Here is a 14,271-nt window from a genome sequence, read left to right as displayed (position 1 = left end):
TCATTTTACCTTCGGCCGTCCTGCCTCAGCCCATGGGGCCCCGGAACCTGCCGTTTGCGTTCGCTTATGCTTTATGCCCTGCGGGTACTCTTCCTCACAACTGCTTACTGATTCCCAATATATATTTACCCACACGAAACGTAATAGAACCAAACTTTTCAACTTTTGGTTCTCTTCCATTTTGTGTGGGTTTGCACGTCACTCTGGTTTAAAAAGGGAAGGGCTTTTGAAGGGTACCCTTTCGGGCACAAGTACCCAGAGGGCATAAATCACCGCTCACCACTTCGGTGTCCTTCGACGGCTTAAGATGGCCATGGTGGATGTTCGGGATGTTTCCGAGGCCATCCTTCGTCTTCGGGGAGTACCCCTCAGCCGACCATCCTGTCTCAGACCATGGGTCCCCGGAACCTACGCTTGCGTTCGCTTATGCTTTATGCCCTGCGGGTACTCGTACTCACAACCGCTTACCAATTACCAATGTGTATTTACCCACACAAAACGTAATAGATCCCAACTTTTCAACTTCTTATTCGTACAGCAGATACGGAGCGGTGCTTTCACGATACGCGTCCAGGGCGTTTTTGATTTCGGGCTCGACTTCGCGGAACGGGCGGTCCGCCTCGATCCACTCCCGTACAAGAGATCCGCCGCAGATCATATCCATCGGAAAACGGCGATACTCAAACTCGTAGGGCGGCTGCTGCCACGTGAAGTGATCGGGGTGACGATTGCGCGTCAGGCGGATCAGGTCGTAATAGAGGCAAAAAGAGCGGCCGTCCCATTCCGGCCGCGGCAACATGAGCAGGCCGTTACAGAACTCAGCGGCGAACTTGCCGAAGCCGGGCCGGAAACCCAGGGGCAGGTAATCCATGCCGTGTATATCCAATTTCCGCAGATCCCGGGCCAGCCCGCATGCATCCAGCCAGGGCGCGCCCGCCAGTTCAAAGGGCCGCGTGGTACCCCGGCCTTCCGACAGGTTGGTGCCCTCCAGCATCACGGCCCCGGGGTAAAGGCGCGCCGTGGCAAAAGCGGGCATGTTGGGCGAGGGATAGGTCCAGGTTCCGCTGAATTCGTCACCTCTTTTCCAGCCGCGTACTTTCACGACTTCCAGCTCCAGGTTAAGGCGGTAATGGTCGCGGCCCATGGTCAGGTATTCCGCGGCGGTCAGGCCGTGACGCATGGCAACCGGCAGTTGGGCCACGATGCTGAACCAGGCGGGGTCCGCAACCGGACCCTCCAGTACTTGCCCACCCAGGGGATTGGGCCGGTCCAATATACCGATGCTGATTCCGCTTCCCGACAGGTGACGCATCACCATGACCAGGTGATTGAGAAACGTGTAAACCCGGGTGCCCACGTCAAACACATCCACCAGCAAGAGATCGACATCCTCTAACCAATCACTTTCCGGGAGCAGTTGTTTTCCGTACAGGCTGCGCACCGGGATTTTCAGCCGGGGATGCGTGAATGACTCTGAAAAAACCATGTTGTCCTGGCGGTCCGAGAAGAAACCGTGCTGCAAAGACCACAGCGCCACCAACTGCCTGCCCGCGACCCTGGATACCACCTCAACAACCGGCTCATTGCGGGCATTTACCTGGGGGGCAGCGGTTACCAGCGCCACACGGCGGTTCCTGAGAACAGCGCGCGCGTCTGTTTCCAGCTGATCCGCTCCGCACATGACCCGGCCCGGGCTCATTCGTTTTTCACCGCTTCAACCACGTTAACCGCGGCGGCTTTGCGCGAAGGGATCAGGGTGGCGGCCAGGCTGATCAGCAAGGCCACTCCCACCACGGAGGCCAGGTCCAGCGCGGTGACTCGGAAATGCACGTGGCTCATCTGGTAAAGATCTGCAGGAACACGGATCAATTCAAAGTGGTTGGCCAACCAGGCAAACACCACCCCCACCATTGTGCCCGCCGCCGTGCCCAGCAGGCCGATAATGCCGCCCTGGATAAAGAAAATGCGCTGGATGGTGCGTGGCGTGACCCCGCAGGCACGCAGGATGCCGATATCACGGATTTTCTGAATTACCAGCAGGATCAGGCCGGCGATGATGTTCAGCGCCGCCACCACGATAATCAGGGTGAGGGTAAAGAACAGCACCGTTTTCTCCAGTTCCAGGGCGGAGTAAAGCGAAGCGTTCAAATCCTTCCAGGTAATGACCGACAAGTGGCCGGGAAGCCGGGGACGCAGGCGCTCTTTAACCTTTTCGGCCGCGAATATGTCGTCCAGAAACAACTGCACGTAGCTGATGCGATCGTCTAAGCGGAACAACTGTTGAGCGGTTTTCAAGTTGGTGAGCAAGGTGGTGTTGTCTACTTCGTACAAGCCGGAGCGAAACACCCCGACTACATGAAAACGCCGCAGACGCGGCATCATGCCGCCCGGCGTCAACGTGGGTTCCGGCGTAACCACCGTGCAGATGTCACCGGGGAAAAGTCCCAGCTTGAGGGCCAGTTCCCTGCCCAAAAGCAATTCGTTGTCTTTTAGGGGAAAGCGGCCGCTCTCGATCTGCTGCAACCAATCGAGCTTGCGGGCATCAACGGTTTTCATGCCGCGTAGCACCGCGCCCGATGCGTTTCGGGCCCCGCCCTTGATCAACACGGTGCCGAATACCACCGGGGCGACAAAACGGATTTCCGGGGTGAGGTCCCGGACCTGGTCCACCACCTCGCGGTAATCCTCTACGCCTTCGCCCATGGAATGGCTGATCATGATATGGGCCGTGGAGCTGAGGATGCGATCGCGGATATCACTCTGGAAACCGTTCAGCAATGCCAGGGCGATGATGAGGGCGGCCACGCCGATGGCGATTCCCGCCATGGAAGCCAGAGAGATGATGTGGATAAAGGCATTGCGGTTTCCCCGGGTCAGGTAGCGCCGGGCCATGAACAGGGCGAACTTCATGAGCGTGTTCTCAACTGGGGGAAAAGAACCACTTCACGAATCGATTCGGCACCGGTAAGCAACATCACCAATCGGTCGATACCGATGCCTTCCCCCGTAGCCGGAGCCATGCCGTGCTCCAGGGCCAACAGGAATTCCTCGTCCAGCCATTGGGCCTCGTCATCACCTTGTTCACGCTGCTTTAACTGCGCCTCGAAACGTTCGCGCTGATCAAAGGGATCGTTCAGTTCGGAAAAACCGTTGGCGATCTCCATGGAGGCGATGTAGAGTTCGAAACGCTCGGTTTCGCGGGGATCACGGCGGGACACCTTGGCCAGGGGAGAGATGGCGCGGGGAAAATCCACCACGAACACGGGGCCGCTCAGCCCGGGCTCCACCCAGGTATCAAAAGCCGATTCCAGCATCTTTTCCCAGGTTGGCGGCAGTTCCTGGTCCGGCAGCTCGCGCCGCAGAAAACCGGCCAAAGCCTCTTTGTCCCACACATCTTCGGAGGAAAGGCCGGTACGCTCAGCCAGCAGATCCATGTAGCGGCGGCGGGGAAACGGCGGCTGAAGCGGCAGTTCCAGATCCCGCCAGCGAAGAACGGCTCCGTCAACGAAACGCTCGCACAACCGCGCCAGCAGCTTTTCGGTGAGGCGCATGTTGTCCTCGTAATCTTTGTAGAGTTGGTAGAACTCCAACATGGTGAACTCGGGGTTGTGGCGCATGGAGATGCCCTCATTGCGGAAATTGCGGTTCATCTCGAAAACCTTCTCCATACCCCCGACCAGCAATCGCTTCAGATAGAGTTCAGGGGCCACACGCAAATAGAGGTCCATGTCCAGGGCGTTATGGTGCGTGACAAAGGGCCGGGCCGAGGCGCCGCCGGGGATCGGGTGCATCATCGGCGTTTCCACTTCCAGGTATCCTTCCTGATAAAAAAAGAGGCGGATTTCCCGCAGGATTTCCGAGCGCATGCGGAAAATCCGCCGGCTCTCCTCATTCACAATCAGGTCCAGGTAACGGCGGCGATAGCGCAACTCTTTGTCCTGCAAACCGTGCCATTTTTCCGGCAAGGGATGAAAAGCCTTGGCCAGCGGAACCAGTCGCGAAACCAACACGGTCAGTTCCCCCGTGCGGGTACGGAATAGACTCCCGCTCACACCCACGATGTCGCCCATATCCAGCAACCGCACCACTTCAAAATCAGTTTCAGACAACTTGTCTTGCCGCAGGTAAACCTGCAGGCGGATTTCACCGTCAAAGAGGTGGGCGAAAACACTCTTGCCCATGCGACGCAGGGCCACGACGCGACCCGCCAGGCGGAAATCACCGTCCAGAGCTTCCAGGGCTTGGTTGTCCGCCTCAGCATAGACCTCGGTCACTTGGGCAAACGTATGGCTGCGATCGAATGCGTAGGGCCATGGATCCAGGCCCAGGGCGGACAGCTTTTTTAACTTCTCTTTGCGAATAGTAAATTGTTCTTCCATGTTGATTCGTCCTTGGTTGTGTTTATCCGTTCTCCAGCTTGGATTTCAGGTTGATGCGCACCACCTGGAAGCGCCGCACCCGGCGGAAATCCACGCCGGGACGCACGACCAGGTAGCGGGGAGAAAACATGCGGTGCTGGGGGTCAAAGAAAAACGAAAACCCGTCCGGCAAGCGGATCTCCAGCCAGCGATGGGGTTGGGGCCGCCATTCTCCCTGGTTGTCGCGTTGAAAATAAAAACCGCTGATGCTGCCATGGGCAACGCCCACCGCGTCCAGCCACGCACTGACCAGGCGCGTCATACCAACGCAATCCGCGCTTTTTCGCTCGAGGACGGCCGCGGGTGACTGGTCCGCGGCATCCGGGCTATAACGAATATTGGAGTGCATATAGTCCCGGATTCGCATCAAGTACTGTTTCAGAGAAACTGAAGGCTCCAGGAACTGCAGGGCCAGGCTTCGCACCCCGGGGTCCAAATCCGCTTCAGGTTCGAGATCAAGCCGATAGGTAAGATCCAATTGCAGAAAATTCAGGCTGCGTGTCCGGGCCGCCAACGCACCTGAGCGCGACTCCACGAGTTGAAGGAAATTGGCATTGCGGTAGTGGATCAACACCTCTTGGGGAAAAGCGTCCAATTCAATATGGGCGTATTCCACCTGCCGCAGGGCGGGAAGGACTGCCAGCAGGCAAAGCAGGATTCTCACGGGATCACCTTGTCCAGAACCGCGTTTACGATGCGGAAGGAATCCAGGTCGCCGTACTTTTTTGCCATGCGAACAATATCGTCGATGATCACGGCCCGTTGGTCGTTGAAGCGAGACTCGGCCACGCCCAGCCTCAGCAGGTTTCGTTCGATTACGTTCAGCCGGGAAAAACGCCAGCCAATGAGGCGGTCGGAGATGGCTTCGTCGATCTCATTCCGCGATGCCAGGATCTGTTCCAGTATTTTAAACACGTACCCGCTTTCCACATCGTTGAGACCCTTAAAAAAAACGGCATTCTCTTGCAGTAATTCACCGGGGTCCGCATCAACAATATGGTTGGCGTCAATCAGGTAGAGAAGCTTGAGAGCTACTTCCCGGCTGTACTTTATCCGGAACATCAAATATCCGCATCTTTGAACAGGTTCAGCATTTCAATGGCGGATTGGGCCGCCTGGAAACCCTTGTTGCCCATTTTGTTGCCGGCACGCTCAACCGCCTGTTCAGTGTTGTCGGCGGTAATGATGCCGAAAGCGAAGGGCATGGCAAACTCCAGGTTCAATTGCGCCACTCCCTTGGTGACCTCGGAAGCCACGTAATCAAAGTGGGGGGTTTCTCCCCGGATCACCGCTCCCAGGCAGATCACCGCATCATGGCGTTTGGCCCGGGCCAAACGCTTTGCCGCCAGGGGAATCTCGAAGGACCCGGGTACGCGGAACACTTCAATCTCTTCTTCCTCGGCGCCGCTGCGCACCAAGGCATCCCGCGCCCCTTCCAACAGGCGTTCACTGATAAAGTTGTTGAACCGGGATACCACTACGGCGTAGCGGAATCCCCGGGAAACCAATTGACCCTTGAATTCGTTCATGGCGGTATTCTCCTGGCGCCAGAATAGCGCAAAAAGCCCCATCCTGTCAAGAGAACCCGTCGAAACGGACGGTTCCAGGCTTTGTTATCGATTGGCCAGTACTTTGGCGTCTTCCACGTAGTTGATGATGCGGTTTTGCCGTTTCAAGCGGCTGATGATGGCGTTGATCCTTTCCAGCAGCGCGGCGTTACCTTTGCGCACGGCAATGGCGGACCCCAGGCGGTTGGCGTCAATTCCCTCTCTGATGCTCGCCAGGCCGGGTCGCCTGGCCTGAAATGCCTCGGCCACGGGCTTTTCCAGCACCAATGCATCCACATCGCCGTTCTGCAGCATCTCCAACATTTTATGAATCGAATTGGCCGGCACGAACTCCGCGCCCACAATCAGGGTAGGCGCCAAATCCTGTTGGATGGAGTTGGCCTGAACACCCACGCGTTTGCCCCGCAGATCACTGACAGTGGGGATCTTTTCCTGATCGTCCTCGCGGATCAGCACCGTCTGGAACGCCTGGTAATAGATCTCAGAAAAGTCCGCCAGTTTGCGCCTGGCTTCGGTTGGAGTGAGACCGGCAATGAGCATGTCCACGTCTCCGGCTTCCAGGTGGTTAAACAACTCGCTGAACTGCAGATCCCTGATTTCCAGGCGCACATCCAGGGCATCGGCAATATCCTGAGCGATATCCATGTCCAATCCAACAATGCGTCCCTCTTCATCGCCGGCCAGGCGAAACTCGTACGGTGGATAATCCGCACTAGTTCCCACCACCAGTCTCCCTGCCTGGGTGATAGCATCCACTCCCTCCGCAACTTTGCCTGCATCCTCACCCGCAGTCCGGTCACCGTTCCCACAGGCAACAAACAGGGTTACCAGGCCCACGGCGATGATCGTGGAACACAAACGAACGAAACGTGATTTGCCTCTGTTTTTTCCCATTGCCCTTCCTCCTCGCGCTCTGATAAGGATATAGCATCGGGATGTCCTGATGTCAAACACCATGCCGAAACGGCGTTCTTTATACGCGAATCCGCAGGGCCACCGGGCAATGGTCCGAGCCGAACACGTCCGTCAATATCCACGCGTCTTCCACTTTTTCCGCCAGGTCGGGACTGACAAAAAAGTAATCGATGCGCCACCCGGCGTTGCGAATGCGGGCCTGGAAACGGTAGGACCACCACGAGTACTCTACACGCTCCGGGTACAGCATGCGGAACGTATCGCGATACCCGGTTGCCACCAACTTGTCCAGCCAGGCCCTTTCGATCGCAAGAAAACCGGAGCGATCCGAGTTGGGGCCGGGGTTCTTAAGGTCGATCTCGTTGTGGGCGGTATTGAAATCACCACTGATAACCAGCGATTTCCCCTGATTTCGCAGGTTTTCACAATAATCCAGGCACTGGTCGTAAAATCGCAACTTGAATTCCAGCCGTTGCGGCGACATCTGGCCGTTGGGGAAATAGATGTTCAGCAAGGTGAATGCAGAAAAGTCCGCCTGGATCACCCGGCCTTCAAGCCCCAGCAGGGAATTTGTGTCCGGTATCGTGATCTCCGGGGGGTCGGTGCGATAAAAAAGCGCCGTACCGCTGTAACCCCGACGTTCCGCATGGTTCCACACCACCTGGTAACCGGGCGGAGAGTTCACGGTATCTGGAACCTGGTCCGCCTGCAGTTTGGTTTCCTGCACTCCCAGCACATGGGGACGTTGGGCGGCAAGAAATTCGAGAAAGCCTTTCTTTGCCACCGCACGCATGCCGTTGACGTTCCAGGACATCAACGTAATAGCCGGCATACAGGCCCTAGGGATGAATCTCCAGGTCTTCGGGAAAACTCAGCGGTATGGAAGGGGCTTCCGAAAGGGGAGTTGCCGCATCATCGGCGACTGTTTCGAAAGAAGCGGGAATCCAATGATCGACTTTATTTGCCTGCAACCAGGAAAAAGCGGTCATGCTAAAAAAGACCTGGTTGCAGTGTCGTTGAAAAGAAACCATTTCAGCAGGCGGGACAGGGTTCTTGGAAGGCGGGCGCAATCGCATGGGGTTGATGAAACGGTTGTTGTGGCGGATACCGTAATGCAGGTGCGGTCCGGTTGAAAGCCCGGTGTTGCCTACATACCCGATCACCTCGCCCTGGGTGACCCGCCGGCCCCGTTGTATGCCGCGACGAATGCCGGACAAATGATAGTAGTGGGTGGCGTAACTATTCGGGTGGCGCAATTGCACATAGCGACCCTTGGTGCGATGACTGCCCGCGTGAGTGACCACGCCCGTGGCCGTGGCCTTGACCGGGGTACCGCGCGGCGCGCCCAGGTCGATACCATTGTGACGGGCGGAAAAGCCCAACACCGGGTGGCGGCGGTTGCCATAGCCCGAAGTGACACGCATGAACGGCAGGGGACAACGCAGAAACATCTTGCGTACGGAACGGCCGTCCGGATGAAAAAAGGTGGAGCGTTCGTTTGCGTCCGTATAACGCACAACGCGGACGGCGCGCCCCCTGTTGGTGACAACGGCCGCGTGGATTGGTCCGTACCCGTAAAATTCGCCCCTCAGGAAGCGCTTTTCCACCAGCAGTTGGAACGTGTCTCCAACACGGATATCACGGTTGAAATCCACGTCGTATTCAAAAAGTGAGGCCAGCAGGTCCGCCAGCGACGCTTCCTCTCCGGCTTTCAGGATGCCGGCAAAAAGCGATGATGTGATTTCCCCACGCACAAAGGCGATTCGGGTTTCAAACGGTTGGGTGTGCACGGAAGCGTTGATACGACCGTTCTTTTGCCATTGGGCCAGCAAACGGCTGGCGTCGTTGATTTCATATTCAAGGCGCAGCGGCCGCTCCCTGACGAAAGTGACACTGAGCCGACGCCCCGGGTGCACCTTTTCCACCGGGTGCATATCGCTGAGATCCATTGCCGTGGAATGGGCTTTGCCGGGTGAAAATCCCAGGCGCCCCAGCGCGGCGACAAAGGTTTCGCCCGGCTGGATCATTACATGACGGATCTCGGTACCGGGAACCGCAGGGGGCCGCGGCGCGGTTGTTTTCTGAACAGGCAAAAGGTTCTCGGGCGAGATCGTGAAAGAAACAACGGCCCGGCGAATTAGCATGCCGCCGATGATCAGCACGCCGGCAATCACCGCTACCTGCAACATGCCGCCCGGTTTTCGCCTCTGCATTGTGAGGTTATTGTACCGGAACCCGCCGGTTTCTTCAAGTCGGGGTGGCGGCGTTCAAATTGTCATCACTTGCATAGTCTGCTATAATTTTCCCTCATGTTTAATTACATCATCCGCAAGATTTTCGGTACCCGAAACGAGCGCGAGCTCAAAAAACTCCTGCCCCTGGTCAACCATATCAACTCCCTGGAGGAAAACACCCAGGCCCTGTCCGATACTGAGCTCCGGGACCGTACCGAGATATTCCGCCGCCGGTTGCAGCAGGGTGAAACCATGGAAGACCTCCTGCCGGAGGCGTTTGCCGTGGTGCGGGAAACCGGACGCCGTGTCCTGAACATGCGCCACTTCGACGTACAGCTCATGGGCGGCATCATCCTTCACCGGGGCAAGATCGCGGAAATGAAAACCGGTGAAGGCAAAACTTTGGTGGCCACTTTGCCGGGATACCTGAACGCCCTCTCGGGCAAAGGGGTACACATCGTCACGGTCAATGATTACCTGGCCGGTCGCGACGCTGAGTGGATGGGGGCAATCTATCGATTCCTGGGCCTGACGGTCGGCTGCATCCAGCACGACATGCCCGAGCCCGCGCGCCAGGAAGCCTACGCCGCCGACATCACCTTCGGCACCAACAACGAGTTCGGCTTCGATTACCTGCGCGACAACATGAAATTTGAACGGGAGAGCCTGGTGCAACGGGAGTTCCACTACGCCATCGTGGACGAAGTGGACAGCATTCTCATTGACGAAGCCCGCACCCCGCTGATTATCTCCGGCCCAACCGAAGAATCCACCTCGTTTTATTACGCGGTCAACGACTTCGTGCGCAAAGCCGTACAGGATCCGAAAAACTTTGATCTGGACGAAAAGACCCGCACCGTTGTGTTGACGGAAAGCGCCATCTCCGCCGCGGAGCAATACTTCAAAATCAGCAACCTCTATGATCTGACCAACATGGACACCCTCCACCAGATCAATCAGGCCCTGAAAGCCCACCTGCTGTTTCATCGCGACAAAGACTACCTGGTCAAAGACAACCAGGTTATGATCGTGGACGAATTCACCGGGCGCATGATGCCGGGACGCCGCTATTCCGACGGTCTTCATCAGGCGTTGGAAGCCAAGGAAAACGTGCGCATCGAACAGGAATACCAGACCCTGGCCCAGGTCACGTTCCAGAACTATTTTCGCATGTACGACAAGCTGGGGGGCATGACGGGAACGGCCATGACCGAGGCCGCGGAGTTCGCGTCCATTTACGACCTGGACGTGATCGAAGTGCCCACCAACCGTCCCTTGATCCGCCGGGAATACCCCGACATGATTTACGGCAGCAGAGAAGAGAAATGGAACGCCGTGGCTGAAGAGATCCGTGGACTTCATGAACGCGGTCAGCCGGTACTGGTGGGCACCATCTCCATCGAGAACTCGGAACTGCTGGCGCGCCGATTGCGGCGGGAGCGCGTTCCTCACGTGGTTCTCAACGCCAAGCACCATGAAAAGGAAGCCGATATCGTGGCCCAGGCGGGGCGGCCGGGCGCGGTAACCATTGCCACCAACATGGCCGGCCGGGGCACTGATATCCTGCTGGGAGGGAACCCGGAATACATGGTGCGCGAAGAACTGGCGAAAAAGGGTTTCTCAACGGAAACCGCCCCCGAAACCATACGGCAAAGCGCGGAAGAAAAGATCCAGGCCCAGGTGAAAGAGAACCAGGCCAAAGTCATTTCCCTGGGAGGACTGCACATCCTGGGCACGGAGCGGCATGAAGCCCGGCGCATCGACAACCAGTTGCGCGGCCGCTCGGGGCGCCAGGGCGACCCCGGTTCATCCCGGTTCTACATCTCACTGGAAGACGACCTCATGCGCGTGCTGGGATCCGAACGGGTCAAGGGCCTCCTGGTCCGTGCGGGTATGCGGGACGGTGTGCCCATTGAAAACAAGCTGGTTTCCAAGGCCATCGAAAACGCCCAGAAACAGATCGAAGGCCAGAACTTCTCGATCCGTAAACACCTGCTGGAATACGACGATGTCATGAACAAGCAGCGCCAGGTGATCTACGCCATGCGGCGTGACATCATGTACGGCAAGGACATGCGTGATGAGATGCTGCGGTTGACTCGCGAGATCGCGGCCGACATCCTGGGATTTCATGTCGACCCCAAAAAAGATGAGGATGACTGGAGTTACGAGGGTCTGCACAAAGAGATGCTGGCCCAGTTCGGATTGGACATCACTCCCATCATGCCGGCCGATTTCGGCGAGTTCTCTCCCGAAGAGGTCCATGAACGCCTGCAAGCCGAACTGTTGCGCTTGTACACGGAAAAGGAAGCCCTGGTCGGACCCGGACAGATGCGGGAACTGGAGCGCATGATCCTGCTGCAGATCATCGACACCCAGTGGAAGGATCAACTCCTCAACATGGACCACCTGAAAGAGGGCATCGGTCTGCGCGGTTACGCCCAGCGCGACCCCCTGATCGAATACAAGAAAGAGAGTTTCCGCCTTTTTGAGGAATTGCAGAACCGCATCGAAGAAGAAGTCATCCGCTTTCTCTTTCTGTTCCACCCGGTGGAAGAAGAGGAAGTGGAAAAGTGGCGGCGCAAAAAGGAAACCAAGCTGTCCCGACCCAGCTCGCGCATGCCCGGACGCAAGGGCCGCAAAAAACACAAAAAAAAACGGTGAATGCTCATGGCTGACAACGAAAAGTTTTTTTCCCGTGAGGGGTTGACCTTTGATGACGTGCTTTTGGTACCCGGCTATTCCGAGGTCATTCCCCGGGAAGTGGATACTTCCACCCTGCTCACGCGAAACATCCGCCTCAACACCCCCATCCTTGCCGCGGCCATGGACACGGTATCTGAAGCGCCCATGGCCATCGCCATGGCCCGGCTGGGGGGAATCGCGGTGATCCACAAGAACATGAGCATCCGCGGCCAGGCAGAGCAGGTCAAGCGCGTCAAGCGATCCGAATCGGGCATGATCGACAACCCCATCACCCTCAAGCCCCACAACCGCATTATCGAAGCCCTGCAATTGGTGAAAGAGAAGGGCATCTCCGGACTTCCCATCATCAGTGAAAAGGGAATATTGAAAGGCATCCTCACCAACCGCGACCTGCGTTTCGTTACGGACCAGCAGAAAGAGATCCGCGAATTCATGACCACCCGCAACCTGATCACCGCGCCCGAGTCCATTACCATGGAGGAAGCCAAACGGCTGTTGCACATCAAAAAGATCGAGAAGCTCCCCGTGGTGGACAACGACGGCCGCCTCAAGGGCCTGATCACCTTGAAAGACATCATGAAATCTGAAGAGTTCCCCCAGGCGGCCAAGGACGCTTTCGGCCGCTTGCGGGTGGGCGCGGCGGTGGGCACATCCGCGGATACCCTCGACCGGGCAACAGCTCTGAGCGAAATGAACGTGGACGTGATCGTGGTGGACACGTCCCACGGACACTCTAAACGCGTACTCCAGATCGTGGAGATGTTGCGGGAGCATTATCCCGACATTGACCTCATCGCCGGCAATGTCGCCACCGCGGCGGCCGCCCGCGACCTGCGTACCCGGGGCGTAGACGCGGTCAAGGTGGGCATCGGGCCCGGCTCCATCTGCACTACCCGCATGGTGACCGGAGCGGGGATGCCGCAAATCACCGCCATTATGGACGTGGCGCAGGAGTTGAAAGGCGAGATCCCCTTGATTGCCGACGGCGGCATCAAGTATTCCGGAGATATCGCCAAAGCCCTGGCCGCGGGGGCCCATTCCGTCATGCTGGGTTCATTACTTGCGGGCACGGATGAAAGCCCCGGGGAATTCGTCATCTACCAGGGCCGATCTTACAAGAGTTATCGCGGCATGGGTTCCATCGGCGCCATGAAAGCGGGCAGCCGTGACCGCTACTTCCAGGAAGACGAATACGCCGAATCCAAGCTGGTTCCCGAAGGCATTGAGGGTAGGGTCCCCCATCGCGGCAGCGTGACGCGTCTGGTGCCTTTGCTGATCGGGGGAACCCGGGCGGGAATGGGACTTACGGGATGCCGTACCATAGCTGAACTGCATGAAAAAGCCCGTTTCGTTCGCATCACATCGGCTTCCCTGCGGGAAAGCCACGTACACGACGTCATCGTTACCGAGGAGTCCCCCAATTACCACCTGGACTGAACTCCCAGCGGTCCCCGCCGGCGGCCTTTCCCGGAAATAGAGGTTCGCATGAAGAAACTACTGATGATCGCCCTGCTGGTCCCGGCAACAATTGCCGCCGGAGCCGTAGAGAACCTCCGCCCGCCCCGCTCCGGTGTAGGCTTGCGCTTTTCTACTTTCGGTGTTCCCGATGTGTTGCTCGACGCTTTTCTCTACGAACATCCAACCGTAAATGGACAGGGATTCACCTTTGAAGTGCGGTCTTACGGAGATAAAGGCCCCCGCTCCACCTTCAGCGGGGTTTTCGCCCTGGAATACAGCCGCCTGGAAGGCACCGGGTATTGGCGGGAGGAACAACAGGATGTGCGCAAGGAGGGCGGGGGAGAAGTCACCCAGTTAAGCGCCACCGCCACCATCCTGATGCACATCTTTCCCAGTCTTCCCGTTCATCCCTATATCGGCGCCGGTATCGGTTTGGGCCGCGTTTCCATCTGGTCCGAAGGCATACACAGAGACGAACTGGGAACCGAAGTCAAAGACACCTATAAAGAAACCATGGTGATTCCCGTGGGTCACGTGCCGGTAGGGATCATCGCACGCCTGTCCCGCCGTTTTGAAATCCGCCTGGAAGGGGGGTTCAAGAACGGTTTCTACCTGGGCGGCGGAATTGTGTATACCTTTAGGTAAAGTTGGAAAGAAGGTGACAGGTATCAGGAGACAGGAAGGCAGGGCTTTGGCCCATCAGGCTCTGAATAAAGAATAAGGAAGAAGGAATAAAAGGCAATCACCCAGCCTCTTACTATCCGCCATTGCGGTACTTGTAGAAGGTAGAAAAAGCAAATTTGAAGCACGAAATCCGAAACAAATCCAAAATCCCAATGTCTAAAATTCAGGTTCTCTTCCATTTTGTGTGGGTTTGGGGGTTATGCATATTTGAAAAAATGATAAGGCTGCATGAGAGTACCCTTTCGGGCACAAATCACCGCTCACCACTTCGGTTCAGACCCATGCGGT

Annotated in this window: 12 protein-coding genes; 3 read left to right on the top strand and 9 right to left on the bottom strand. The window is 57.2% G+C overall.

Annotated features, from left to right (window positions below; genetic code table 11):
* Positions 1-526: 526 nt before the first annotated feature.
* The 9 genes from ENN40_03025 to ENN40_02985 form a co-directional block, all read right to left on the bottom strand.
* Positions 527-1,699, bottom strand: a complete 1,173-nt coding sequence (locus tag ENN40_03025) for a DUF1343 domain-containing protein (protein HDP94314.1) — start codon at positions 1,697-1,699, stop codon at positions 527-529.
* Positions 1,696-2,910, bottom strand: coding sequence for an ABC transporter permease (locus ENN40_03020; protein HDP94313.1), 1,215 nt, complete (start codon positions 2,908-2,910; stop codon positions 1,696-1,698). Before ENN40_03020 ends, ENN40_03025 begins: the two co-directional genes overlap by 4 nt.
* The gene (lysS, locus tag ENN40_03015) at positions 2,907-4,379 is read right to left on the bottom strand and encodes a lysine--tRNA ligase (protein ID HDP94312.1); all 1,473 of its coding nucleotides are present in this window, start codon (positions 4,377-4,379) and stop codon (positions 2,907-2,909) included. Before lysS ends, ENN40_03020 begins: the two co-directional genes overlap by 4 nt.
* 22 nt (positions 4,380-4,401) lie before the next feature.
* Positions 4,402-5,082: a transglutaminase domain-containing protein gene (locus ENN40_03010; GenBank protein ID HDP94311.1), complete on the bottom strand. Its 681-nt coding sequence runs from the start codon at positions 5,080-5,082 to the stop codon at positions 4,402-4,404.
* Positions 5,079-5,480 (bottom strand): hypothetical protein, encoded by a 402-nt coding sequence (locus tag ENN40_03005; protein ID HDP94310.1) that lies wholly within the window; start codon positions 5,478-5,480, stop codon positions 5,079-5,081. Before ENN40_03005 ends, ENN40_03010 begins: the two co-directional genes overlap by 4 nt.
* A complete protein-coding gene (locus tag ENN40_03000; GenBank protein ID HDP94309.1) occupies positions 5,480-5,947 on the bottom strand; it encodes a 6,7-dimethyl-8-ribityllumazine synthase in 468 nt (155 codons plus the stop codon). The genes ENN40_03005 and ENN40_03000 overlap by 1 nt, the downstream gene beginning before the upstream one ends.
* Before the next feature lie 84 nt (positions 5,948-6,031).
* On the bottom strand, positions 6,032-6,943 hold the full coding sequence (locus ENN40_02995; GenBank protein ID HDP94308.1) for a transporter substrate-binding domain-containing protein: 912 nt from the start codon (positions 6,941-6,943) through the stop codon (positions 6,032-6,034).
* Positions 6,944-6,959: 16 nt separating this feature from the next.
* Positions 6,960-7,733, bottom strand: coding sequence for an exodeoxyribonuclease III (gene xth / locus ENN40_02990; GenBank protein HDP94307.1), 774 nt, complete (start codon positions 7,731-7,733; stop codon positions 6,960-6,962).
* Between the two features lie 7 nt (positions 7,734-7,740).
* Positions 7,741-9,114 (bottom strand): M23 family metallopeptidase, encoded by a 1,374-nt coding sequence (locus ENN40_02985; protein HDP94306.1) that lies wholly within the window; start codon positions 9,112-9,114, stop codon positions 7,741-7,743.
* 96 nt (positions 9,115-9,210) lie between these two features.
* Between ENN40_02985 and secA the strand changes: the two genes are divergently transcribed.
* From secA to ENN40_02970, 3 genes are read left to right on the top strand one after another with little or no spacing between them, the layout of a single operon-like run.
* Complete coding sequence (secA, locus tag ENN40_02980) at positions 9,211-11,799, top strand: preprotein translocase subunit SecA (GenBank protein ID HDP94305.1); 2,589 nt, start codon at positions 9,211-9,213, stop codon at positions 11,797-11,799.
* Entirely contained in the window at positions 11,800-13,278 is a 1,479-nt protein-coding gene (gene guaB / locus ENN40_02975; protein ID HDP94304.1) for an IMP dehydrogenase, read from the top strand.
* Positions 13,279-13,326: 48 nt separating this feature from the next.
* Positions 13,327-13,944, top strand: a complete 618-nt coding sequence (locus ENN40_02970; protein HDP94303.1) for a hypothetical protein — start codon at positions 13,327-13,329, stop codon at positions 13,942-13,944.
* Positions 13,945-14,271 lie beyond the last annotated feature (327 nt).

Source organism: Candidatus Aminicenantes bacterium, from assembly GCA_011049425.1.
Lineage (GTDB): Bacteria > Acidobacteriota > Aminicenantia > UBA2199 > UBA2199 > UBA876.
The sequence above is the reverse complement of the archived record's forward strand: the minus strand, read 5'-3'. Positions and strand labels throughout refer to the sequence as shown.